The organism is Moorena sp. SIO3E8 (genome assembly GCF_010692445.1).
Classification (GTDB): Bacteria; Cyanobacteriota; Cyanobacteriia; order Cyanobacteriales; family Coleofasciculaceae; genus Moorena; species Moorena bouillonii.
Genome location: NZ_JAAHHM010000005.1, coordinates 40,201 through 63,756 on the forward strand (window position 1 = coordinate 40,201; position 23,556 = coordinate 63,756).

Below are 23,556 nucleotides of genomic sequence, written 5' to 3' on the forward strand. Positions count from 1 at the left end.
TCTTGGAAAATATCTTAGGGATTACCTCCAGCATCCGACAGGTAAAAGTCTTCCAGAGTAAAGCTATACAAAGCTCCAGATTCATCATACTTGACCCTTAGTTGTTGTAACTCAGAGGGGCTAATCAGCCAATTTGCCGCAATGGTAAAGGAGGTGCCAATACTGACTTTAGTAGGACAACTCAGAGAAATGCCATCAGGGAAAAAGAACATTTTGTTTCCTGCCAAGGGCCAGTGTAGTTGAGTTGCTATTGGTTCAGAAACCTTTAAATCTGGGGTCATGGTAACAGAAGTTCCTTGCCAGTTACCACTCAGATTTCTCTCAGGTAAGAGATTGATTTCCTTTGACCAATAGTTACTGGGAAATTCTGCTGCATCTTCACGGATACTTACTGCCCTCATCAAACTGCCATTACTCTCATAAAGAATGGCAACACTATGTCTTATGTTTTCATGTTTGAAGAACAATTCAGCCGGTTGAAACACCGAACCAGGTCCTAACTGTTTAGCTGACCATGTAGCTGCACCTTGTTCAAAGAAAAATGATCTCATTGACGGAAATGCTGGGTGAACAATTCCATCAGGTAACACCTTCTCCTGTTTGTTAGACTGCCATTTTTTTTCTTCTATCCTACCGTCAGCGTATATATAACGATTAGTGTGATAAATTTCTGTTTGTTCTGGATTGCTGCGCAAGCTTCTCAGACTTTGAAATGATTCTATTATCTCTCCTTCAGGAGAATATCTTGTCCAAATCCCATGCCAGTCACGCAAATGGTTGGCCGTAAAATTTTTCCAGTTTTGCTCTTTTAATTCCATATAATTAGTTATATGCTAATCTAAGTAATTTTTAAGTTTGTGTGTTTTTTGGTTACAGTTTTGTATTCCCTAAAGCCCGAAATTAGCGACCTATCAATAATTAAGCGATCGCTTTTTTGGATCCTGACATGATTGTGCCCATCGTCGTTATTAAATCTAATCATAATCTAGTTTATGCGATCGCGAAAAAGATTGCCATCTTTTAAGATGTTATCTCATGAAAGTCATTAGGGAAAAGTGAGAGAATTTTCCCTCCTGATTATAGTGACGGATTCCCCTTTTTAAAAGACCGGGATTCACCAACCAATCCGTGATTATCAAAGATTCTCTATCATAGGCAGCGGTTTCTGGGAGACTAACAGTCACTCCATTGGAGAAGCCGACTATAATATTTTCCTGGGCTAATTGATTTATAGGCTTCCACTGACAATCACTGGTAGTTGCGATAATTAAGTCTGGTGTTATAGTGGAAATTATACTCCCCTTCCAATTCTCAGAAGAAGTATAGTCTATCTCTTTAGGCTCTCCTCGAAAGAAGTCTAGTGTCTCCCAGATAGAGGTAACATGATGTAATGAGCCATCTTCGAGATACTTACAGCCGCCACTCACTCCTAACCTTTCGTGCTTGAGGCATGTCTCAAAATAATATAACTGACCCCGCTCAATCTTAGGTGTGTATCCCCAAGTCCAGCAATAGTCTAAGAAGGGAGTTGTTAGCTTCCCTTTTTTGTAAGGACCAAATGTTCTAGACTCACTCCTACCATCTTCATATCGATAGCGATGCAGCGCGGTCTTGGGGGTTTCCCCCATGAGCGACTGCATCAAGACAGTGATTTTTTTGAACTACTGCTTCGCGATCAGGATAGACTACATAGCTCCTGACTCCATGAAAGCGATGCAGCGCGGTCTTGGGGGTTTCCCCCATGAGCGACTGCATCAAGACAACGTTCTACTAACTCCCCATTCCCTGCCAGCCGAGTCCATATGCCATTCCAATCACCAATAGCCTGAATTTCTAAGAATTTTTCCCAGTTCTGAGTTAATAAATCACTCATCTATAACCTCCTGTGTTCCATTGCCAAAAACCTGAGAATCGCATCCACAAGCATAAGCAATAGTCCCACCCAGCGCAAATCCGTTGCGCACTCCACTCTGTTTCACTAAAATTCTCCAAGACCGATAATGTCGGTTTAAAATCAGCTGATGTTACAGTTATAGCGCTGCGGACAGCGCTATAGTAAACTTGAAATGAATCAATAGAGGGCGATCGCGTAGCGGCTCCATTCGCGTAGCGTGGCCCAAAGGCCAAGGAGCATTGCACTAACGCGCTTTCGCTGTAGAACGCCCCAGAATATCAAACAGAAAAGGAACAAGAGAGATTTAGCCACCTAATTTATTGGGTGGGCGGGGAACGGAGCGGGATTTATCCCGGCGATTGTGTTACAATAAAAAGGTAAGTAGGGACAAGGTTGGTCACGTTTATATTTTGCTAGTACGGTGAAATTCCGGCAAGAAAGAGACGGGGTATATCCTACGACTATGGTACAAGCAAGTAACGCAGCAAAAAGTAGTGATTTATTGCCCTGATTTGTTTGGTACAACCACTCCGAAAGCTAGTTAAATTAAAAGTAAATCCACAGGTTGACTTTTTGAGTTAATCCGTTCGCGTAGCGTGGCCATAGGCCAGGGATGTAGGGCAGTTTTGAATCTGTCAAACGATATGGTCTGAATTACCTTTCTAGATCGTATTGTAAGCATCACGTTCGCGAAGCGAGTCCAAAGGACTCAGCGCGGTTTCAACCCGCGTAGTGATATCAGCTTAGAATCCACGCGGTTTCAACCCGTGGAGAATTCAAGTTCATGTAGCCACCGTCTACGACTAGGTCAACCGCCGTCACATAAGAAGACTCGTTGCTAGCCAGAAAAACGACCGCTTGGGCAATTTCCTCCGGTTTTCCTTCTCGTTCGCGTAGCGTGGCCCAAAGGCCATGGAGTGGCGCAGCTTCCTTGACAGCTTCGATGAAGCCTTCAAACGCGCCATCCGGCAGGCCGAGTTTGCTCTCAAAGTTAGTGCGAACGATACCAGGGCTGACGGCATTGACGCGAATTTGGCGGGGAGCCAGTTCAGCAGCTAGGGAACGGGCAAAGGAGCGAACAGCGGCTTTGGTGGCAAAGTAAAGACTGCCCATCGGCACTCCTTTCTCGTTTACCGCTGGGGCATTCAAAATAATGCTGGCTCCTTCATTCAACAAGCCGACTAATTTCTGAACTTTGACATACTCACCGCCGAAGGAAGAACGGTGATTCTTGACAGATCATCGAGCTGTGCTGCCGTTCGCGTAGCGTGACCTACGGTCTCAGCAGTCTTACCATCTCTCCTTGCCCGTTTATGGTCGTGCCGATGCCCCATGCCGACCTTTTCTATATTTTTTGCAGCGTTGACGTCTCTGTCTTGTTCAGTACCGCAGCTCAAGCAAAGCACAGAACGTATAGACAAATCAAGCTTTCCCCATTTGAAGCCACAATCCGAACAAACCTGACTGGTGGGTTCCCAGCGGCTAATAACCCTGAAGTCCCTTCCGTACTTGTCGGATTTGGCCTTACAAAGAGTTCTAAATTCAGCCCATCCTTGCTGACTTATGGCTCTAGCTAACTTGCGATTTTTGATCATTCCTGATACATTCAGATCTTCTAGGACTATTACTTGGTTCTCGACAACAGTCTTGGTTGATAGTTTATGCAGGAAATCTTTTCTTTTATTAGCTATATTGTTATTTATCTTGGCTATTCGTCGCCTAGTCACTTCTCTGGGATTTGACCCTTTAGGTTGCTTGGCGAATTTCTTTTGAGCTTTTCTTAATTTGCGATCGCGTAGCGTGAGCTTTGCTCAATCCAGCCTTGAGTAGTCAGGGCTATGTACTTCGCTCCCGTCACTCATTACAGCAAATGTCTTGATACCCAAGTCAATCCCAATACTTTGATTCTTGACATCGATATGAATAGGCTCAATATCTACAACAAAGCTTAACAAATAATTATGGGCACAATCTTTGATAATAGTTACAGAGCTTGGGTCTGACGGTAGTTCTCTAGACCATATAGGTTTAACTACTCCAATCTTGGCTAAATAAACCCCATCACCTTGAATAGAGAATCCTCTCTGAGTTAATCTAGCTGACTGTTTATTGGTTCTCTTTTTGAACCTTTGCGGTCTAACTTTTCGGCCTTTTATCCTCCCATTACAGGAATCGAAAAAGTTTTTATAAGCAGTTCCTATATCAGCTACAGACTGCTGCAATGGAACTACAGAAACCTCAGATAACCACTTTCTTTCTTCGGTCTTTTTGGCCTGAGTAATAACCAACTTCTGCAATTCCCCTGACTTAGGAGTTTTCTGAGATTTTTGGCAAATAGCCAGGGCATCGTTCCACACAACGCGAACACAACCGAACAACCTGGCGAGGTCGCTCTTTTGTTGGTCAGTGGGATAAAAACGATACTGGTATCTGGCTTTCAATTGCTTTTAATAGATTGGTCTCTACTATGATTATATTGTAGTCTACAGGATTTGGCAATGGGATTCCGAAAAGAAAGACACAGTATTACAAATTTACAGATGCACCTGATATGTGTAACCAAGTATCGTCAAAAAATCTTGACCTTGACAAGCCTTAGGTCTATCGAAAACTCGTTCAGAGAGGTGGCAAAAAAGATGAATTTTGAAATTAGAGAGTTTAATGGAGAGGCTGACCATGTACACATTCTGATTGAGCTTTGCTCACGCTACGCGAAAGAATACCCTCCAAAATTATCAATTTCTCAGATAGTTAACAGTCTCAAAGGATTGTCTAGTCGGAGATACGGAGAGAATGGCTATCCAAAACCTAATGGGAAAACGGCATTGTGGAGTTCTAGCTATTTTGCGGCTTCTGTGGGAGGAGCTTCTATTGAGGTACTAAAAGAGTACATAAATAATCAGAAAAAGCCGTCCTAGAAGGACGGGGCTTCGGCAAAGCCGACGCTACGCGAACAGACCCAAATTTTTTGGTTAAAAAGACTCCTTTAACATTGATGTCGAATTGGTTATCGTAGAAAGCTTCATCCACCTGTTCGATCGGAGCAAAGTAACCAATCCCAGCATTAGCAAATAGGATATCGAGCTTGCCAAAGGTGGCTTCTACTTGGGCAGCCAGATGATCTAGATCCGCAAGCGATGGCCAAAAGGCCACGCTACGCGAACGCACATCAGCTTTAACAGGGATAGCATTTTCCCCTAAAGCATCCGCTGCTGCATTCAGTCGCGTTTCATTTTGTCCGGTAATAATCACCCGTGCCCCTTGGGCGATGAACTGCTTTGCGGTTTCAAAGCCAATTCCGGTAGAGCCACCAGTGATTACTGCAGTCTTGTTAGCTAAGCGTGTCATACTAATACCTCAAATCAAATCTCAAAACATTTACCATTCGGTCTAAGTTAGACCAAAAAAAATTAGTTACCCTTCAGAACGCACAATGCCGCTTGCACCGTTCCCTCTAGTGTGGTATCGTCATTCATCACCCGACCCAGCAACGCCATACCCTGTGTTGTACATAACAGTAAACGAGCCAGATCCCGAGGATTTACGGTAGAATTCACTTCCCCCGCAACTTGGGCACGGGTAAGGGTAGTACAGAACACGTCTTCTACCTGCCGCAAATACCCCCGCATGACTTTGGCCACTGCTTCATCCTCTGTATTGAAATCAGCAATATTGGTGCCGAGCATACAGCCACAGCTACCTGGTTGACTGTGCATCTCCTGCAATTCCAAAAGCAATTGGGTCAGATTTTCCAAAGGCGAGCCATCCGCAGATAAGCGATCGCGCATGTCCCGAATCGTTGTCTGAGCATAGTGCTCTAACGCTTTGAGGAATAGCGATTGCTTGTTACCAAAGGTGTCATACAAGCTTTTTTTGCCAATCCCCATAGTTTTCAGCAACTCCGATAGGCTGGCAGCTTCATAGCCATGGGCCCAAAACACTTCCATAGCCTTGGTTAAGGCGACTTCAGGATCGAATTGCTTTTGGGGACCGCGAGTCATTGGAAACCTGTTTTATTGATGACCACGAATTAAAACTAACACAACCTAAACCGATTGGTCAAGGATTATTATCAAATTTAGGCAGCGAATCGGGAATCGGGAATCGGGAATCGGGAATCGGGAATCGGGAATCGGGAATCGGGAATCGGGAATCGGGAATCGGGAATCGGGAATCGGGCAGAAGTAGTTTTGGATTCTTGTTTATGCAAGCCTTTTGCCTGACAAGTGCCCAGAAGTAGATGTTTATCGTAATTCCTGCTCTGTGTCTTGATGCAGTCGCTTAACAACAACGGTAGACAGATATCAGTGATTTTGAGTAACGTTTATTACTGAATTCAACACTTGTGCTCTAAGCTCTTTGGAATGCTAAATAATACTAAATAGTTAAACAATCTTCAGAGGCTAGCATTCCCAAAGGGGGGATAAAGAGATCACAATGGAGTTGAACGTCATAAGGGAGGCCATGGTCTTCATTAAGCAGGTGCACAAAATTAATTACACATTTTCCAAAACTCAAAGCCTTACGATGTAAGGGTTACAGAGATTGGTAGTAGGAAATTAATTTTGTTTAAATGCTTATCTGGCAAGATTGCAGTACGATTTACCAGACTTAAACGGGTATTAACAGTATGGTAATCTTCTGGGGTGAATTTATATAGCGGTTTGCCATATTTAATCAGAAACCAAGCCATCAGACTCAATTGACGGTACATCGTCGCATCATAGCAACGCCCACTTTGCCCCAGACTCCCCCCGTCTCTTTTTGTTTGTGGGTTAACCACTTGGGCAACTTTATAGTTACCTTGCTGGGAAAGGGCAACCCAATCTGCCGCAAAAAGCTGCCACACCGTTTCCATCCCATAAGCGATCGCAAAAGGAATATGCTCCACTACCATATCCCATCTCAACATTGTTTCACCAGTTTGAGACCAGACGAGCCGATCAAAATGTTTCGCATAGTGGCAACCAAGTTCGTTTTCATGTCGCCAGGGCTCGCGCATCACAAAAAGATAGTGATTATCCCTGAGTGTATTGTTTTGTGCCGTGAGCAGAAATAGACGCTCTTGATCTGGAAAAATAGCTTGGGCATATCCCAAATAGTGAAGAGGTCGATATTGGGTAGCTTTGATATCAACATCAAGCACAAATATATCTTTAATTGTCTGCCATTGCTTAACATATTTCAAGTAAGCAAAAGCCATCGCAAAGGCTCTTCCTTTGCCTTTATGTTTGGCAAGATCGACTGCAAAAAGTGAGTGAATGCGCTCTAGGTTAAATAAATCAAGCATAGCTGCTTCGTTGAGAATCACGCAGCCTTTTTCCTTCAGCCCCAAGTGATCCACGACAGCTTGCGCTCGTGGTGAATGTATCACGACAATTCTCTCTGGTGCAATCCCCCAGTTTAGGCAATAGTTCAAAGTTTCGGGAAAAGTATCCTGTTCCCGCTTAGAGCCAAGAGGTAAGAGCAAACCTACGGTTGGCGAACAAAAATAGTCCTCTAGGATTTTATGCTTAACCATAATATCCGCAAGAGTGGGTGTGAAAAAACCACCCAGACAGTCCTGTCGTTTGACAGCAATCACGTTGGGAAAATCATGAACTGTTCTCCTTTGATTAATGTTTTGTGACATACTTGCTTTTTTTGACAGAATTTTTAGCTGAGGGGGTGACATGAGCCCTTAAAAGCTTACTAGATAATGCTTTGATGCCAGTTTATCTTTGCTAAGATAAACTGGGCAATTGACCCTAGGAATGATGTTCTAAGTAGTCGGACATAAATAAACGGTACTGTCTCAAAAACTGTAAAATGCTTATAACCTTTACCCCAAAAGGTTTTACCTATATTTACAAAACTTTATACAGCACCCAAAACTTTTGTCCGACTACTTAGAAGCTAAAACCCTTATAACTACGTCCAAGGTCAGGCCAAACTAGTATGTATCTTTTTGTAACATATCGGCTGAAAGTATTACCCAATAAGGATTTTAGCTTGCATGTCACCCCCTCAGAATTTTTAGACTTCGAATGGTATTCAACAGTGTTGAAGCCCGAATTTTCTTTTTTTACATAATTTTACATAAAGCCTTTACTAGTCTTTTATCACCTAGTGTTACCAACTTTAACTCAATCCCTTAAGCTACAAATAATTTAACCACCAATACTTATGCTGACTTTTGAAATTAGCAAACCAATGACATATAGTATAGATAATTATAATTATCCAGATCAGATAAACATGGGGAAGACTATAACCATAATTTGCTGGCATGGCACTTTTATTTAAGTAAGGTAGAATTACGGCTGTCATACCATACTTAGGTAGCGATAACACAATGGCAGCAAAATGGATTACCCAAAGGTGAATAATATCAAAGAATAAATGCCATTCAACCCATAACTAATCCACGTAATAAATCGATGGATACTAAACGCTTAGTTATGGGTTTTGCTTTTGTGTTAGGAGTAGAATCATCTAAAGTCATGCTTTCCCAGTTTTTCAGGTGTGCCGTAGCATCTTATAAAGCTAAACTATAGCATTTTCCAATAAATTATTAAACCCAATGCTGATTTAGCATAACACGAAAAAAATCCCGGATCTCCTTCCTAGTGTTACCTATTCCCTATTCCCTAAAACCCAGAGATTTGTCCCTCATGAGTATAGCGTTTATAGGACTCATGAGGGACACATTATTTTTTCCCTCTTGCCTCTTGCCTCTTGCCTCTTGCCTCTTGCCTCTTGCCTCTTGCCTCTTGCCTCTTCCCTGCTCCCTGATCCCTGCTCCCTGCCTCACAAGGGTAGGTTTTTTACATTTGGGTCCTGCCCCACCCCCAACCCCCGACCGGTCGGGGGCGGATCAGAAGGAGAGGAAAAGGAAAACAACGAAGAAATGATGATTTTTAGCGATGCAGCGCGGTCTTGGGGAGCCAGTGCGGTCTTGGGGGTCTCCCCGGAGACGAAACCTGATTACGTTGAGCCAAAATGGTTGGTAGGCTATGCAGAAAAGGGGTAAAACTTATTGATTAGCGATGCAGCGCGGTCTTGGGGGTTTCCCCCATGAGCGACTGCATCAAGACAAGGCGAGCCTGTCTTACGGTAACTTCAAACCATGAGCAACTGGCGTGGTTTCCCCCACTCGCGCAAAGCATGGCTGACAACGACAAATTAAGTATATTGTCTTGATGCAAAGCGCGAGTGGGGGAAACCCCCAAGACCGCGCTGCATCGCTTTCTTATCCCCCACACCCCACACCCCACAACCCACACCCCACACCTGAGGTCTTTGTTAAAAACCTACCCCTGTGAGCTGCTCCCTGCTCCCTGCTCCCTGCTCCCTGCTCCCTAAAAACCAGAATTTTGTACCTCATGAGTATAAAAAAATATAGAAGATTCTCAACCCTTAACCGAACCGGCTAAAATCCCCCGCACAAAGTACCGCTGTAGAACAAAAAACACAATCAGTGGTACAATCATTGTGATAAATGCACCAGAGGTAAGAAGATGCCACTGCTGCCCACGATAACCTACTATATTTGTTAATCGGATCGTTAACGGGGCAACGTCTGGTGTAACTCCGAGATAGACTAAAGCAACTAGCAAGTCATTCCATACCCAGAGAAATTGAAACACGGCAAATGATGCGATCGCAGGCATGGATAGAGGCACAATCACCTGGGTAACTATGGTTAGATGAGACGCACCATCCACTGCTGCTGCTTCGATTAACTCCTGAGGCAAACTAGCAATATAATTACGCAATAAATAAATTCCTAAGGGCAAACCATAGCCTGTGTGGGCTAACCAAATACCTAATAATGTACCGGAAAGTCCTAGATATCCGTAGACTCGCAATACCGGAATCAGAGTCATCTGTAACGGGACTACCAGCAAGCCAACTACTACCATAAACAGGACTTGGCGACCAGGAAATTTCATCCAAGCAAACCCATAGGCAGCAAAAGTAGCGATCGCAATCGGAATCACTGTAGCGGGAATCGAGATCGCCAGACTATTGAGAAATGCCTGTCCCATCCCTTCGGAGGTAATCACATCAATATAGTTACCTAAGTGGTATTGGGTGAAATTGAAGGGGTGTTGGAAGACTGACCACCAACCGGTTTTGAGCACATCATCTCGGTAGCGCAGGGAACTAATGAACAAACCAACAGTGGGTAGAGTCCAGATCAACGAGATGATAATCAGGGTCAGATGAATCGGGATTTTCCAGAAAAATTGCTGTAGGTGTTGGGATTTTGCTACAAAGAGCGGTTTTGGTGCCATAGGTGGGTTAAAGTCATCTCTGGAATTAGTCTATTTTTTGCCAAGATAAGCGCTTTGTGCAACCAATCCCACAACAGCAGTCGTTAAACAAGTGGGCAAAACAACTGGGCAAAACAACTGGGCAAAACAACTGGGCAAGATGCGTTCGCGAAGCGGCTCCAAAGGAGCATCGCATCTCCCCAAGCCTGATATAATTTCAACCATAGCTATAACAGTTGCTTAACTCGGTAACGGCATCAGACTCGAATGGTAACTTGAGTAAGAATAGCAGCCATGAGCCTATTCAGTTTTTACCATCAACGGCTGTTCTCCTGCTCTCGAAACCGACGGATATTGCTAATCATAACCGGAATAATAACTAGTAATAAAATAACTGCGATCGCACTACCTCGTCCAAAGTTCCGATAATTGAACATTTCCTTAATCATACGAGACGCAATCACTTCCGTATTTTGATTACCACCGGTCATCACCCAGACAATATCAAAGACTTTCAGCACCGCTATTACTACAGTAGTCACAACCACAGCAATAGTCCCTCGTATCATCGGAATAGTAATTTTCCAGAAGATTTGCCACTCACTAGCTCCATCTATCCGTGCAGCTTCGATAATATCTTTGGGGATACCTTTGATGGCAGCAGAGAGCAAAATCAAGCAAAACCCTGTCTGCAACCAAATCATAATCACAATCAGAGCATAATTATTAATAGAGCGCTCCACTAACCAACCTACAGGCTCAAATCCTAAACTGGTAATAATGCCATTGAGTAAGCCAATTTGTTCTGAGCCAGCTGGACGAAAAGCATAGATAAATCGCCAAATCACGCTAGCCCCCACAAAGGAAATTGCCATTGGCATAAAGATTATAGACTTGGCTACGGTTTCATAGCGTACCCGATCCACCAGCACCGCAATAATTAAACCCAATGCTACACTAAACCCTGTTACCAATACCAACCAAAGCACATTGTTACGAAAAGCGATTAGCATAGTAGGGTTGGTAAAGGCAAAGATGTAATTGTCCAGTCCCACAAAATTTTGCGATCGCTTATCCAAGAAGCTGATATATATAGTATTGAGGGTCGGCAGAATCAGGTAAGCGGTTAGTAATGCTAAAGCAGGGGCTAAGTATACCCAAGCCACAAAATGCGTTCGCGTAGCGTGACCGTTCGCGTAGCGTGGCCTTTTGGCCAAGGTCAATCGCGTTTTATTGGGTAGCTGATTTACCAAGCCATTCATGCCATATAATAAAGCTATCACCCCACCACAGCCTATGACAACGGCGAGAATGAAAGTAACTATTTTGAGCAATACCATCCTTTATTGCCTCATCACTTAATCACCTGATCACCTGATCACTTTATCACCTCATATATATCTCTCACCGAATCCCGTTTATTGCCATGCTCTAAGTTATAAAATTTATAATTTTTCTGCCACCGTTCCAGTTCATAGATAGATATTGATTTAGCGATAAGGTCAGTGCTCCTTGCACGATCAACTACTTGTGGATCCGTTGTAAATACTCCACAATTAATTTGGTTAGTTGATAGCTTCCAATAATCCCTAAATTGCTCTTTCCAATCAATGACTTGATCCACTACCTTATTTCTATGCTTATTTCTTCTAGTTCTTTCGTGCTTTCCTGTCGCTTCAGTATCAATATATTTAGTTTCAATTAAAAATATTTTTTTGTTTTTACTAAGATAAACAAAATCTACTTTACCTAAATTTGTATAGTCTTGGATTAGGGCCTTTTCAAACAGGATGAGCTGACTACAGGTTGGAAATAATGAGTTTATCTTGAAAAATATAGCAACCCTAAATGATTTGTGACAAGTGATCGGCTTGAAACCCAGGTATAACAATGATCACGTTTTAGAAAATTACCACAACCTATTTAGGATTGCTATAGATATGCCTGTAATAGCAGTTCCTGATCATAGGGAAAACCAATAACCCCTATAAAAAAACGTCTCATATCTTCTTCACTTTGTGGCTGTTAACCTTGGCAATAGGAAACAAATTTATCAATCTGACTAGTATCCATAGCTTATTTCTTATTTAAACTTGAGTTTGGCCTAAAGGGGGAATCCTAAACTTACGGTGTTGCTCAATTATGGAAGATCCAAAGGTAATCGGTAATCGTTAATCGGTAACTGCTCCAACTATACTTGAGTACCCAAATCCTATTCAGCAAAGCCAAATTTATAGTAGTCACTGACATCCTACTATATCCTGCCTGCTTACACCCCAAGGGATTGCCGTTACAGCGGAGCGAAGCGCAAGTGCTGATATTGTACTCAGATATTTAATCGTAATTAATGCCTAAACGGCACTATTGTCCCTTTCGCTAAATGGTGGCGAATAACTGACTTAATTTGATTTCAGTATCTTATAGTTACAGATTTCCCAGGCAATTGTGCTAAAGTAACATTAGAAGGCGATTTTAAATAAATATTTTTTTTGACAATGACTAATCCCTAATTCCTCATACTTAATCTGGCCAACTGTCCTCAATAGTTTTCAGAACTGTATCCACATCTGTCCCACCAATATAATCAACAATGCCACTCCAGAATGTCCCGGTACCCACGGCTCCTGGCATCATATCCGAACCATCGAAGCGCACCATATCCGCATTGGCTAAGATTTCCGCTTGACGTTTAACAATGTCATTGGGGTAAGCATCCAAACTAACCTGTTTATGGGGTGAGACATAATCTCCCTGACTTGCCCAGATAGTATGGGCTTGGGCAGTTGATAAATACTCCATCAACTTCCGTGCTTCTGGAGTATCCTTAAACATAGCAGTCACAATACCAGACACTAACACTGGCACTCCCAATTCCTGTTTAATACCCGGTAACAGAAAGATACTCACATCCTTATCTAGCGCTACATCTTTAGGTAAGAAGCTAGTGATAAAGCTAGCTTGGCGATGCAGATAGCAACCTGGGGGGTTATCAAATAACGGTGCAGTTGCGTCACCAAAGGGAGTGCTAATAATACCAACAGTACCACCAAACACATACTTAGGATTAAGGGCAATGTTGCCAAACTGCTCAAAAGCATTCTTAACCGCTGGGTGATTAAAGGGAATCTTGTGAGCAACCCACTGGTCATACACTTCCCCACCAACCGTGCGCAACATAATATCCTCAATCCAGTCAGTACCAACCCATCCTGTAGCCGCACCGCTTTCTATTCCGATGCACCAAGGGACACCGCCATCTGCCACAATCTGATCGGACAGTGCCATCATTTCATTCCAGGTGGTAGGGATTTTGTAACCAGCTGCCTTAAACGCAGCTCGATTGTACCAAACTAAGCTTTTGACCGCCGCCCTAATCCACACCCCGTATACTTTACTATCGACAGTTGCCAAATCTAGCCAGTTTTGAGAATAAGCAGCAGATAACTGAGATTTGTCCATGAAGGTATCTACAGGTACCAGTTGACCTTCCCTAGCAAAGTCAGCCATCAAACCCGGTTGAGGGAACATGGCAAGATCGGGAGCATTTCCAGATTCCACCAACACAGGTAGGAGGGTGGCGAAATCACTACTGGCTTCATACACCACCTTGATACCCGTTTCTTTAGTGAAGGGTTCTAGTATCTGTTCGATTATTTGCTCCCCTTCCCCTGTCATTACTCCCAGGATAGTAACCGTATTGCTTTTAGTTTCTCCACCTTTGGGGGAACAGGCAACTAAAACTAACGATAAACCTAGAAATACAGGGGTAAATACCGTGCTAGGAGCAGGTTTAGTTCTGAATTTAGCCAAAAATTCTCCTATCTGCTCGACAAAACCTATCGTGATCCAGAATTTGGGTTTGAACATCTTTCAATTATGAGCCTTAGCAAATAATGACACTCATACTCTGAGTACAATTCCGTTCCAAGATAACCCCACTCAATGACTTGAGCAACAACTTAGGGAGGGGAAGCTTGAGAAATCAGAATACACAGATGAAAGACTCTATGTTTGAAAGGCAGGCTTGATCAACGCAAGCCTTCAGCCTACTAGGTGGTGCGTTACGGGGCGGGCTGTCGCAACACTGGCGCTCGGTGTTGAAAATGAGGGCAAGCCCGCCCTTAACCAACCCTAAGCACCCTAAGCAACTAAGCCCATCCTATGGTTGCCAACTATCAGCCATTCATAATGCTGGCAACAGAAGCAACCCCACAAAAGGGCATCATGGCGACATCACCTACAAAAAAAAGCTTAAGCTGAATGCTGAATGCTGTTCGCGCAGCGTGCGCATAGCGCATATGCTTACCAATAAACAGTGACCTAGAGAAATTACTGATTTTAGCCTCTATCTATTTGTTATAGCAATTCTACGACTTGTGAGGTACATTTTAGGGTTTTTAGGGAGCAGGGAGCAGGGAGCAGGGAGCAGGGAAGAGGGAAGAGGGAAGAGGGAAGAGGGAAAAAATAATGTGTACCTCATGAGTCCTAGAAACGCTATAGAACTTTATACTAACTTCACATAACTAGGATTGGAGTTCGACGTAAACTGGAAAATTTTTAAATTTTATCCCTATTACTAGGCTTGATTTATAGGGTTTATAAATGAGATGTAAACCTAGGATGTCTTTTTTTAGTGGACAATCAAACTCTGGATCTGTTTCCCCTATTGCGTTTCATATTTTGTATTTTGTATCTTACCTAAGGTAGTATGTTCACAACTAAAATATAATGCCTAGATGATGTTAATGTTACTGAATTGCTAATCAAACCCTTAAATAAAAATTCATCGTTAATCCTTAAAAAAACTAACTTAAATGATTTATATTTAATTCATTTAAGTTAATGATTTTTGTCCGGATTTACGTTTTTTATAAATTTGCATATAAGCCGTAATAAATAAACAAAAAAACAACAAAAACATACACAAATCAACCTTGAACGTAAACGGATATATTTCATGATTAATTTAAGATTAGGGATTTTAACTAGGGAAAATTTATGGTTTGTCACCCAAATACCCTATAAAATTCAGTGCCTTTGACTAGTTATCGCATGGGGTTATAGCTACGATTCATGGCAACTGGCAATAAGCCATTAAACATGAACCATCAACAATCAGGAACTTCCCTGACGGCCAAATCATTTACCGTAACTAGGCTTTGTCAAGCAGTAAGAGTTAACTAAAAGCAATGTCTGACACATTTTTCTCAGCTGATTCACTTCTGTATCATCACCATTGGGACACTAATACTATCACCTACAGCTTCTATAAAAGTGGTCCTTATTACGGATCTCAAACCGGGGTTTCAGAGATCTCAGAAGGAACCAAAGACAATATCAGAAGCATCCTGGAAACTCTGGAAATATACCTTGATGTTGATTTCCGTGAGGTAGCAGATACAGCAACAGACTATGGTCTATTGCGCTACATGGTATCTGATGGTCCGGGCTACGCCTATGCCTATTTGCCTAACAGATCTAATACCAACTCCGGCTGGAGGTCGGATGTGGCCGGGGATGTGCATATAAACGAAGCCTACGACACGACAGGTAATAACGGATTTGCTGACGACCCAGGGAATCATGGCTACATGACCCTGATTCATGAGATAGGACATACTCTGGGGTTAAAACATCCGAATCCATACGAGGACCATGATTACGGTCCATTTTTGCCCTTTAACGAGGACAATACTACCAACACAGTAATGTCGTATAACTTTGCTGGGAAACCAGCGATTACCCCAATGACTTACGACATTAAAGCATTACAGTCTATCTATGGAGCTAGGGAGTATAACCACGGGGATACTACTTACTCCTTTGAGAGCGTTTATGGCTACACAGATGTTAATGAGGATTATGGTGCAACCAAAGAAATTAAGCAAACCCTCTGGGATAGCGGTGGTGTAAATACCTTAGACTTTTCAAACCTGACTCCTGATAAATACTACTTTGATATGAATCAGGGGGGTATTATAACCACCCAAAAGGCTTACAATAGTATCTCTTATAAAGCTAGGACCGATGACAGCGGAACAGAATACTTTACGTCTAAATTTGGGACTGCGATCGCATTCGATACAGTTATTCACAATCTGATCAACTCCAGCAGTGACGATTACATCATTGCCAATAGTGCGGCCAATATCTTTAGCGGTTATGAATTTGGAATTTCCACAGGTGATGATATTATTGAAGGTTGGAACTATCTAGATACTTTAGATCTTTCCAATTATGCTTTCGATAGTGTGATCCAAACCCAAAGCGGTGATGACCTGATTCTTGGTCTAGGCTGGGATAGTTCGATTACCGTCAAAGACTACTATGCAGTCTCTCAAAGCGATCGCCTTAACATTACCTTCGAGCAGGAGAGTCCACCACCTGTATGGGAAAAGATTATTGTTCGGGACACAATAAATATTAGCAAGGTTCAGGATATTCAAAAGGAGCCTAAACCTACCAACACTGCTCCGACGGATATCAGCCTTTCTAGCAACAGTGTCAAAGAATTCAGTAACAATGGTACCACTATTGCTACCCTGAATACTAATGATGTTGATGCCGGAGATAGCCATACTTATAAATTATTACATGATGCTAAAGGTCGCTTTAAAATTGATGGCAATCAACTAAAAGTCAAGAATGGCAACCTCTTAGACTTTGATGACAACTCTAGTCATGATCTCAAAATCCGCACCACCGACTCCGGGGGTGAAAGCTACGATAAAACGTTCACCATTGACGTCCTTAACCAGAATATTGCTCCGACGGATATTACCCTTGATCGGAACAGTGTCAAGGAATTCAGTAACAATGGCACTACCATTGCTAGGCTGAGTACTAATGATGTTGATGCCGGAGATACCCATACCTATAAGTTATTAGATGATGCTCAAGGTCGCTTTAAAATTGATGGCAATCAACTAAAAGTCAAGAATGGCAACCTCTTAGACTTTGATGTCAACAATACTCATCAGATCAAAATCCGCACCACCGACTCCGGGGGTGAAAGCTACGATAAAACGTTCACCATTGACGTCCTTAACCAGAATATTGCTCCGACGGATATTACCATTTCTGGCAACAGTGTCAAGGAATTCAGTAACAATGGCACTACCATTGCTAAGCTGAGTACTAAGGATGTTGATGCCGGAGATACCCATACCTATAAGTTATTAGATGATGCTAAAGGTCGCTTTAAAATTGATGGCAATCAACTAAAGGTCAAAAATGGCCACCTCTTAGACTTTGATGACAACTCTAGTCATCAAATCAAAATCCGCACTACCGACTCCGGGGGTGAAAGCTATGATAAAACGTTCACCATTGACGTCCTTAACCAGAATCTTGCTCCGACGGATATCAGCCTTGATCGGAACAGTGTCAAGGAATTCAGTAACAATGGCACTACCATTGCTAGGCTGAGTACTAAGGATGTTGATCCCGGAGATACCCATACCTATGAGTTATTAGATGATGCTCAAGGTCGCTTTAAAATTGATGGCAATCAACTAAAAGTCAAAGATGGCAGCCTTATAGACTTTGATAACAACTCTAGTCATAATATCAAAATCCGCACTACCGACTCCGGGGGTGAAAGCTATGATAAAACTTTCAGTATTCAAGTCCAAAACCAGAATAATGCTCCCACGGATATCAGCCTTGATCGGAACAGTGTCAATGAATTAAGTGAAAAGGGTACCACTATTGGTACCCTCAGTACTAATGATGTGGATCGGGAAGATAACCATACTTATGAGTTATTAGATGATGCTAAAGGTCGCTTTGACATTGTTGGCAATCAACTCCAGGTCAAAGATGGTAGTCTTTTAGACTTTGATAACAACTCTAGTCATGATATCAAAATCCGCACCACGGATTCCGGGGGTAAAAGCTACGATAAAACTTTCAGTATTCAAGTCCAAAACCAGAATATTGCTCCCACGGATATCAGCCTTGATCGGAACAGTGTCAATGAATTAAGTGAAAAGGGTACCACTATTGGTACCCTCAGTACTAATGATGTGGATCGGGAAGATAACCATACTTATGAGTTATTAGATGATGCTAAAGGTCGCTTTGAAATTGTTGGCAATAAACTCCAGGTCAAAAATGGTAGTCTTTTAGACTTTGATAACAACTCTAGTCATGATATCAAAATCCGCACCACGGATTCCGGGGGTAAAAGCTACGATAAAACTTTCAGTATTCAAGTCCAAAACCAGAATAATGCTCCGACTGATATTAACCTCTCTAGCAACAGTGTCAAGGAATTCAGTAATAATGGCACTACCATTGCTACCCTAACTACTAAGGATGTTGATTCGGGAGATAACCATAAATATAAGTTATTACATGATGCTAAAGGTCGCTTTAAAATTGATGGCAATCAACTAAAGGTCAAAAATGGCCACCTCTTAGACTTTGATGAAAACTCTAGTCATGATATCAAAATCCGCACCACGGATTCCGGGGGTAAAAGCTACGATAAAACGTTCACCATTGACGTCCTTAATCAGAATAATGCTCCAACGGATATTACCATTTCTGGCAACAGTGTCAAGGAATTCAGTAACAATGGCACTACCATTGCTACCCTGAGTACTAAGGATGTTGATGCCGGAGATAGCCATACCTATAAGTTATTAGATGATGCTAAAGGTCGCTTTAAAATTGATGGCAATCAACTAAAAGTCAAAAATGGTAGTCTTTTAGACTTTGATGTCAACAATACTCATCAAATCAAAATCCGCACCACCGACTCCGGGGGTGAAAGCTACGATAAAACGTTCAGTATCGAAGTCGAAAACCAAAATAATGCTCCGACTGATATTAACCTCTCTAGCAAAAGTGTCAAGGAATTCAGTAAAAATGGCACCACTATTGCTACCCTAACTACTCAGGATGTTGATTGGGGAGATAGCCATAGCTATCAGTTATTAAATGATGCTCAAGGTCGCTTTAAAATTGATGGCAATCAACTCCAGGTCAAAAATGGTAGTCTTTTAGACTTTGATGTCAACAATACTCATCAAATCAAAATCCGCACCACCGACTCCGGGGGTGAAAGCTACGATAAAACGTTCAGTATTAACGTTCAAAACCAGAATATTGCTCCGACAGATATCAGCATCACCGAGCAGGGCGGTGAAAGCAATGACACACTAATTGGTGGCTCGGGTGATGACACTCTTTCAGGAGGTTATGGGGATGACAGTGTTGTTGGAGGTTTCGGTAATGATAAGATTTGGGGTAATCGCGAGAATGACACACTAATTGGTGGCTCGGGTGATGACACTCTTTCAGGAGGTTCTGGGGATGACAGTGTTGTTGGAGGTTCCGGTAATGATAAGATTTGGGGTAATCGCGAGAATGACACACTAATTGGTGGCTCGGGTGATGATACTCTTTCAGGAGGTTCTGGGGATGACAGTGTTGTTGGAGGTGCCGGTAACGACTACGTCAGGGGAACTTGGGGCAATGACAATCTCGATGGTGGGGATCATGATGACACTCTTAAAGGTGGTCAGGGAAATGACTTCCTTGAGGGTGGTTCTGGCAATGATTCGATCATGGGAGATGTAGGTAACGATAACCTAAAAGGTAGTTCAGGTGAGGACACTCTGAGCGGAGGTTCGGGTTATGACACCATCGAAGGTGGTGATGACGATGACTACCTCAGAGGAAATGCGGGAGATGACTTCCTTAAAGGTGGCGATGGCGATGACTACCTCAGAGGAGACCAGGGAAATGACAGCCTTGAGGGTGGCGCTGGTAACGACTCTTTGATCGCAGCTTCGGGTGATGACCATCTTGATGGTGGGGATGGCAATGATACCCTAAAAGGTAGCTCTGGCAACAACTATTTGATCGGAGGTTCCGGTGATGACAGCCTTGATGGTGGGGGAGACCATGACCTGCTTGAGGGTGGCTCTGGCAAGGACACTTTGATTGGAGGTTCCGGTAATGACACCCTCAATGGAGTTGGAAATGATTCCCGAGGTAATGGTGAAATTGATGTTCTTGTTGGTGGAGGTGGATCAGATACTTTTCTCCTAGGAGATGATCATGGCGCTTTCTACCAGGGTGGGGGTGACAATGATTATGCAAAGATTGATGACTTCGATTCTCAAGACATGATTCAGCTCTATGGTGTAGCGGATCAATATGATGTGCTTGAGGCTGATAATGGCTTACCCGGTAGCACAGCTTTGTATTTTGAGGGTGATTTGATTGCAGTATTCAAAGATGCATCTGTAAGTGATGTCAGCAGTAGAATGGAATTTCTTTCCTAATCTGACCAGTTGTAAGATTGGCAAGATGACCGCAGTTAGGTAATATGGGTAAGAATCTACAGGGTGCATCTCAATGCATGCAATTAGGCAAAAATTCGCACACTTCCGACACTTCCCGCTCTCCCCACACTCTCCTTCTTTTTTACAAAAATAGCGCTACGCGCAATGGCATTGGCAAGAGGCAAGAGGCAAAAGTTGACGTGGATTAGCTTTGCAGCTTTTATAAATGTCAAACATGCTATATGAGATGCACCAAATCTACCGAGAGTTGGACTGATTTTTCTGTATGTTTTAATTTAATAGGATTGCTATACTTTTATCTGCTGGTGTTTACCAGTTCTCAATTACTAACTAACTATATTTTTCATCCATTAACAAAATATTAACAAAAACGGTATAACGCCACCCTTTAATTTATCAACTAAAGGGTGGCGTTACATTTATTGTTTATTTATTCTGTATAGTCTTCAGGTTTGAATCTTGGTATTGCCTTCGTTAAAAAGAATTATCATCGATAGAATTATCATCGATGTCGCAATCAGAGGTTTCACGAGTCCCGTGATTGACCTCATGGTTATAGTTACTATCTCTGAGCCTTGGCTGATTAACATCTGATGAGCGTTGATCAGTCTCAGGAATTTCTAGAGCTTTTCTGTGAATAGGTGCGCTTTCCGTGATGGCGTTCGCGTAGCGTGACCTACGGTCAAGGGATGGCTCGCCATCACGGGTCGCATCTGATGATGCTAGGGAATCGATTGACCTGGATTTTGGTGAGGTACCCCTCCAAGTTTTCCAGGCAGCTTTGAAACCCTTAACCACATTACGAGTATTCTCTTTGACTTTTTGGGCTTGGTTTTTAGCATTGCTAATACTGTGGTCAACCTGTTGAACCACATGACCAGCACTTTTGACTCCTTGATTAAGATCATCTGTCAAGTCGCTGATTTCCAAGCCTGTCAGCCGAATGGCTTCTAGGGTCGGTGGTAATTCCCGATTTAGGGTATCAGCTAATTTTTCCACACTACGAGCTGCCCGCGCTAACTCTTGTACAGCAGGTAATAACGTTACTAAAACAGCGGTTAAACTAACTGCTACGAGCAGAAAAGACAGCCCGAGCCAAAATAGAGGATCAATCACAAAAAATCCTAGGATGTTGGGAAGCCCCGTCTATGGGGGCTCAGGGGGTGACCACAAGGCTAAAAACTAAACAGGGTGTGGGGTGTGGGGGGTAGGGGGTGGGGAAAATAAAAGCGATGCAGTGCGGTCTTGGGGGTTTCCCCCACTCGCGCAAAGCATGGCTGACAGCGATGCAGCGCGGTCTTGGGGGTTTCCCCCATGAGCGACTGCATCAAGACAGGGAATTTGGAGTGAGTCGGTGGGATAACAATCGGTCCGAGACCTGATTTAACCGTCCCGTCGCCACTCCGCCAGCTCAAAATCTTCCCCTCCTGGGAGGGGTTAGGGGTGGGTTCCCTACACCCATCACCCCACACCCCACACCCCGTAAAGCTTTTAAGGCTGTTTGTCACCCCGTCAGCTATGGGGGAGAGGGGTGATGACCGTTGATTTATTCTACAGGTTAACCTGTGGTATGATTCAGTAACTGGGAATGGAAAATCGGAAAGACTATATTGATAATCTAGATTAATACTCTCCCTCGCCTTCAGTAATTAAGCTTAATTGACACTCCCCGCCCGCTTATGGACGGGGATTCTTGCTTCCACGGGGTGACTTGTTTAACCAGGCCGGAGCCAGGAAAAATAGAGGTCTCCTCGACCCAAGCGATTTAGTCTATGACTAGGTTTCGGTGTGCCCCACCGTACCTTTTTTTCTATAGATAGATAGACACTTTTTTTTATCTAACTTTTTCATAGACTTTTAAGTCGTTAGACCCAATTACGCAATACGTACGCTCTACATATTTTTTACGTTGTCTACTTATGGTTAGATAGTATCTTTCTACTTTTAAAGTCTATTGCTTATGGTTTTATTGTAGCACATCTAAAGCCGTCGTTCGCGTAGCGTGGCCAAAGGCCAACGAAGGACGGGGCTTTAAACCCAATTTTTTCGGTAAACTTAACAGACTAGCCAGCTTGAAGTCTTGATAAAACACCATTAAGCTCGCACAAACTTTCAGAGCTAATTTATAAAGTAAATATTAAGAGCTCAAATCCCTTGACAGATATGGATTTCAGGTAACAGGGGGCAAACTAGGCCGAATTACTGAAAGCCTTGGACCGCAATGTTTATAGCTCCGTTTACCAATTAGCTCTCACCAATTGTATGGTATCAGTTTTCGTGACATTTGACAACGTATTTGACAACGTTTAGTGATATTATTGGCTAATACTTGCAGCATAGGATAAATTTTTCCATTTCCGATCTTCCCGACTCGGCTAACCGACACAAAAGCAGGATGTTGCACTTGTAGGGGGCTAATTTATGGAGAAGGGGAAGAGGGGGAAGAAGCGGAAGAAGGGGAAGTAAGAAAAAACCCATGACATCTGGCCAATCGGCAACACCAAAACAAGAAGTAGACCTTCTTACCCCCCGTCCGGGATGCCTAAAGCTAATGTTGATTAGCGGACGAGTTGGACTCTGCGGCAACTTCCGACTCGGACTTTATTGGCTCTACGCTTTCAGCCACAGAAGCTTTTTCAGCCACAGAAGCTTCAAGTCCTGCTGCGATCGCTACCTTTAGTCGAGCTAGGGTATCATCCCAGTTACGCAGTGTGGAATCGGAAAGGCGATCTGCCTGTAGTTGCACACTGCTAGAAAGATCTTCGGCTAATTCGGGTAAGGCATCCGCCGATTTTTTCAAGAGCTTGCGTGTATCGCGACCAGTACGGGGGGCAATTAGTAACCCTACCACTGTTCCTACGGCACTACCCAATAGCATGCCACCGATAAATGCTCCAGCACTTTTTTTTGACATCTTTTGATTTGTGTTCCTCCAACAGTTTTAGATAAATGGGATGGATAAAACTTTTATACTAAATGGTTTTGGTTTATTATCCTACAAGTAGCTTAATAATTGATCAGTAGTTAGTAGGGTAGGAGTGTAGGGTTTCTCACGACAGGTACGGTGAGGGTGATCTCAGTTGCC

At 42.9% G+C, this 23,556-nt stretch carries 25 protein-coding genes and 1 pseudogene; 5 read left to right on the plus strand and 21 right to left on the minus strand.

Annotated features, from left to right (window positions below):
* Positions 1-14 precede the first annotated feature (14 nt).
* From F6K46_RS03645 to F6K46_RS03675, 7 genes and pseudogenes are all read right to left on the minus strand, one after another.
* Positions 15-818, minus strand: a complete 804-nt coding sequence (locus F6K46_RS03645) for a DUF3598 family protein (RefSeq protein WP_293052345.1) — start codon at positions 816-818, stop codon at positions 15-17.
* Positions 819-1,028: 210 nt separating this feature from the next.
* Positions 1,029-1,640: a DUF3598 family protein gene (locus tag F6K46_RS03650; protein ID WP_293052348.1), complete on the minus strand. Its 612-nt coding sequence runs from the start codon at positions 1,638-1,640 to the stop codon at positions 1,029-1,031.
* Positions 1,641-1,675: 35 nt separating this feature from the next.
* The gene (locus F6K46_RS03655) at positions 1,676-1,873 is read right to left on the minus strand and encodes a DUF3598 family protein (RefSeq protein WP_293052350.1); all 198 of its coding nucleotides are present in this window, start codon (positions 1,871-1,873) and stop codon (positions 1,676-1,678) included.
* Entirely contained in the window at positions 1,870-2,139 is a 270-nt protein-coding gene (locus tag F6K46_RS03660) for a hypothetical protein (RefSeq protein WP_293052353.1), read from the minus strand. The genes F6K46_RS03655 and F6K46_RS03660 overlap by 4 nt, the downstream gene beginning before the upstream one ends.
* Before the next feature lie 296 nt (positions 2,140-2,435).
* Positions 2,436-2,576: a hypothetical protein gene (locus tag F6K46_RS03665; protein ID WP_293116781.1), complete on the minus strand. Its 141-nt coding sequence runs from the start codon at positions 2,574-2,576 to the stop codon at positions 2,436-2,438.
* A gap of 56 nt (positions 2,577-2,632) precedes the next feature.
* Positions 2,633-3,070, minus strand: coding sequence for an SDR family oxidoreductase (locus F6K46_RS03670; RefSeq protein WP_293052356.1), 438 nt, complete (start codon positions 3,068-3,070; stop codon positions 2,633-2,635).
* Positions 3,071-3,075: 5 nt separating this feature from the next.
* A pseudogene (locus tag F6K46_RS03675) lies at positions 3,076-4,335 on the minus strand (transposase).
* A gap of 51 nt (positions 4,336-4,386) precedes the next feature.
* Here F6K46_RS03675 and tnpA point away from each other — a divergent pair.
* Positions 4,387-4,812: an IS200/IS605 family transposase gene (gene tnpA / locus F6K46_RS03680; protein WP_293052359.1), complete on the plus strand. Its 426-nt coding sequence runs from the start codon at positions 4,387-4,389 to the stop codon at positions 4,810-4,812.
* Here tnpA and F6K46_RS03685 read toward each other — a convergent pair.
* From F6K46_RS03685 to F6K46_RS03700, 4 genes are all read right to left on the minus strand, one after another.
* Complete coding sequence (locus F6K46_RS03685) at positions 4,763-5,242, minus strand: SDR family NAD(P)-dependent oxidoreductase (protein ID WP_293052362.1); 480 nt, start codon at positions 5,240-5,242, stop codon at positions 4,763-4,765. The genes tnpA and F6K46_RS03685 overlap by 50 nt on opposite strands.
* A 62-nt stretch (positions 5,243-5,304) precedes the next feature.
* On the minus strand, positions 5,305-5,895 hold the full coding sequence (locus F6K46_RS03690; protein WP_293052365.1) for a TetR/AcrR family transcriptional regulator: 591 nt from the start codon (positions 5,893-5,895) through the stop codon (positions 5,305-5,307).
* A 77-nt stretch (positions 5,896-5,972) separates the two neighbouring features.
* Entirely contained in the window at positions 5,973-6,104 is a 132-nt protein-coding gene (locus tag F6K46_RS03695; protein WP_293052368.1) for a hypothetical protein, read from the minus strand.
* Between the two features lie 312 nt (positions 6,105-6,416).
* Entirely contained in the window at positions 6,417-7,526 is a 1,110-nt protein-coding gene (locus F6K46_RS03700) for a hypothetical protein (protein ID WP_293116784.1), read from the minus strand.
* Between the two features lie 1,045 nt (positions 7,527-8,571).
* On the opposite strand from F6K46_RS03700, the gene F6K46_RS03705 reads away from it, so the two are divergent.
* The 3 genes from F6K46_RS03705 (at position 8,572) to F6K46_RS03715 (ending at position 9,238) form a co-directional block, all read left to right on the plus strand.
* Entirely contained in the window at positions 8,572-8,787 is a 216-nt protein-coding gene (locus F6K46_RS03705) for a hypothetical protein (protein ID WP_293052375.1), read from the plus strand.
* The gene (locus F6K46_RS03710) at positions 8,784-8,906 is read left to right on the plus strand and encodes a hypothetical protein (protein ID WP_293052378.1); all 123 of its coding nucleotides are present in this window, start codon (positions 8,784-8,786) and stop codon (positions 8,904-8,906) included. The genes F6K46_RS03705 and F6K46_RS03710 overlap by 4 nt, the downstream gene beginning before the upstream one ends.
* A 182-nt stretch (positions 8,907-9,088) precedes the next feature.
* The gene (locus F6K46_RS03715) at positions 9,089-9,238 is read left to right on the plus strand and encodes a hypothetical protein (RefSeq protein WP_293052384.1); all 150 of its coding nucleotides are present in this window, start codon (positions 9,089-9,091) and stop codon (positions 9,236-9,238) included.
* 47 nt (positions 9,239-9,285) lie between these two features.
* Here F6K46_RS03715 and F6K46_RS03720 read toward each other — a convergent pair whose 3' ends face one another.
* From F6K46_RS03720 to F6K46_RS03745, 6 genes are all read right to left on the minus strand, one after another.
* Complete coding sequence (locus F6K46_RS03720) at positions 9,286-10,173, minus strand: carbohydrate ABC transporter permease (RefSeq protein WP_293052387.1); 888 nt, start codon at positions 10,171-10,173, stop codon at positions 9,286-9,288.
* 30 nt (positions 10,174-10,203) lie between these two features.
* On the minus strand, positions 10,204-10,377 hold the full coding sequence (locus F6K46_RS03725) for a hypothetical protein (RefSeq protein ID WP_158069747.1): 174 nt from the start codon (positions 10,375-10,377) through the stop codon (positions 10,204-10,206).
* Positions 10,378-10,469: 92 nt separating this feature from the next.
* A complete protein-coding gene (locus tag F6K46_RS03730) occupies positions 10,470-11,492 on the minus strand; it encodes a sugar ABC transporter permease (protein ID WP_075902568.1) in 1,023 nt (340 codons plus the stop codon).
* Positions 11,493-11,530: 38 nt separating this feature from the next.
* A complete protein-coding gene (locus tag F6K46_RS03735) occupies positions 11,531-12,043 on the minus strand; it encodes a hypothetical protein (protein ID WP_293052393.1) in 513 nt (170 codons plus the stop codon).
* Between the two features lie 629 nt (positions 12,044-12,672).
* A complete protein-coding gene (locus tag F6K46_RS03740) occupies positions 12,673-14,019 on the minus strand; it encodes an ABC transporter substrate-binding protein (protein WP_293052396.1) in 1,347 nt (448 codons plus the stop codon).
* A gap of 478 nt (positions 14,020-14,497) precedes the next feature.
* Positions 14,498-14,632: a hypothetical protein gene (locus tag F6K46_RS03745; RefSeq protein WP_293052402.1), complete on the minus strand. Its 135-nt coding sequence runs from the start codon at positions 14,630-14,632 to the stop codon at positions 14,498-14,500.
* A 709-nt stretch (positions 14,633-15,341) separates the two neighbouring features.
* On the opposite strand from F6K46_RS03745, the gene F6K46_RS03750 reads away from it, so the two are divergent.
* Positions 15,342-20,450, plus strand: a complete 5,109-nt coding sequence (locus F6K46_RS03750) for a cadherin domain-containing protein (protein WP_293052405.1) — start codon at positions 15,342-15,344, stop codon at positions 20,448-20,450.
* Between the two features lie 495 nt (positions 20,451-20,945).
* On the opposite strand, the gene F6K46_RS03755 is transcribed toward F6K46_RS03750, so the two are convergent.
* The 4 genes from F6K46_RS03755 to F6K46_RS03770 all read right to left on the minus strand — a co-directional run bounded on the left by F6K46_RS03755 (position 20,946) and on the right by F6K46_RS03770 (position 23,385).
* Positions 20,946-21,587: a DUF948 domain-containing protein gene (locus F6K46_RS03755; protein WP_293052408.1), complete on the minus strand. Its 642-nt coding sequence runs from the start codon at positions 21,585-21,587 to the stop codon at positions 20,946-20,948.
* Positions 21,588-21,646: 59 nt separating this feature from the next.
* A complete protein-coding gene (locus F6K46_RS03760) occupies positions 21,647-21,799 on the minus strand; it encodes a hypothetical protein (protein ID WP_293052411.1) in 153 nt (50 codons plus the stop codon).
* Between the two features lie 638 nt (positions 21,800-22,437).
* Positions 22,438-22,566 (minus strand): hypothetical protein, encoded by a 129-nt coding sequence (locus F6K46_RS03765; RefSeq protein WP_293052414.1) that lies wholly within the window; start codon positions 22,564-22,566, stop codon positions 22,438-22,440.
* A gap of 453 nt (positions 22,567-23,019) precedes the next feature.
* Complete coding sequence (locus F6K46_RS03770) at positions 23,020-23,385, minus strand: YtxH domain-containing protein (protein WP_075902592.1); 366 nt, start codon at positions 23,383-23,385, stop codon at positions 23,020-23,022.
* Between the last annotated feature and the right edge of the window lie 171 nt (positions 23,386-23,556).

What these genes read in the sequence shown, in the direction of transcription:
- F6K46_RS03645 (WP_293052345.1), bottom strand. Translation starts at nt 818, where the DNA reads ATGGAATTAAAAGAGCAAAACTGGAAAAATTTTACGGCCAACCATTTG.
- F6K46_RS03650 (WP_293052348.1), bottom strand. Translation starts at nt 1,640, where the DNA reads ATGCAGTCGCTCATGGGGGAAACCCCCAAGACCGCGCTGCATCGCTAT.
- F6K46_RS03655 (WP_293052350.1), bottom strand. Translation starts at nt 1,873, where the DNA reads ATGAGTGATTTATTAACTCAGAACTGGGAAAAATTCTTAGAAATTCAG.
- F6K46_RS03665 (WP_293116781.1), bottom strand. Translation starts at nt 2,576, where the DNA reads ATGCTTACAATACGATCTAGAAAGGTAATTCAGACCATATCGTTTGAC.
- F6K46_RS03685 (WP_293052362.1), bottom strand. Translation starts at nt 5,242, where the DNA reads ATGACACGCTTAGCTAACAAGACTGCAGTAATCACTGGTGGCTCTACC.
- F6K46_RS03690 (WP_293052365.1), bottom strand. Translation starts at nt 5,895, where the DNA reads ATGACTCGCGGTCCCCAAAAGCAATTCGATCCTGAAGTCGCCTTAACC.
- F6K46_RS03700 (WP_293116784.1), bottom strand. Translation starts at nt 7,526, where the DNA reads ATGTCACAAAACATTAATCAAAGGAGAACAGTTCATGATTTTCCCAAC.
- F6K46_RS03705 (WP_293052375.1), top strand. Translation starts at nt 8,572, where the DNA reads ATGAGGGACACATTATTTTTTCCCTCTTGCCTCTTGCCTCTTGCCTCT.
- F6K46_RS03710 (WP_293052378.1), top strand. Translation starts at nt 8,784, where the DNA reads ATGATGATTTTTAGCGATGCAGCGCGGTCTTGGGGAGCCAGTGCGGTC.
- F6K46_RS03720 (WP_293052387.1), bottom strand. Translation starts at nt 10,173, where the DNA reads ATGGCACCAAAACCGCTCTTTGTAGCAAAATCCCAACACCTACAGCAA.
- F6K46_RS03725 (WP_158069747.1), bottom strand. Translation starts at nt 10,377, where the DNA reads ATGGTTGAAATTATATCAGGCTTGGGGAGATGCGATGCTCCTTTGGAG.
- F6K46_RS03730 (WP_075902568.1), bottom strand. Translation starts at nt 11,492, where the DNA reads ATGGTATTGCTCAAAATAGTTACTTTCATTCTCGCCGTTGTCATAGGC.
- F6K46_RS03740 (WP_293052396.1), bottom strand. Translation starts at nt 14,019, where the DNA reads ATGTTCAAACCCAAATTCTGGATCACGATAGGTTTTGTCGAGCAGATA.
- F6K46_RS03745 (WP_293052402.1), bottom strand. Translation starts at nt 14,632, where the DNA reads ATGAGGTACACATTATTTTTTCCCTCTTCCCTCTTCCCTCTTCCCTCT.
- F6K46_RS03750 (WP_293052405.1), top strand. Translation starts at nt 15,342, where the DNA reads ATGTCTGACACATTTTTCTCAGCTGATTCACTTCTGTATCATCACCAT.
- F6K46_RS03760 (WP_293052411.1), bottom strand. Translation starts at nt 21,799, where the DNA reads ATGCAGTCGCTCATGGGGGAAACCCCCAAGACCGCGCTGCATCGCTGT.
- F6K46_RS03765 (WP_293052414.1), bottom strand. Translation starts at nt 22,566, where the DNA reads ATGGTGTTTTATCAAGACTTCAAGCTGGCTAGTCTGTTAAGTTTACCG.
- F6K46_RS03770 (WP_075902592.1), bottom strand. Translation starts at nt 23,385, where the DNA reads ATGTCAAAAAAAAGTGCTGGAGCATTTATCGGTGGCATGCTATTGGGT.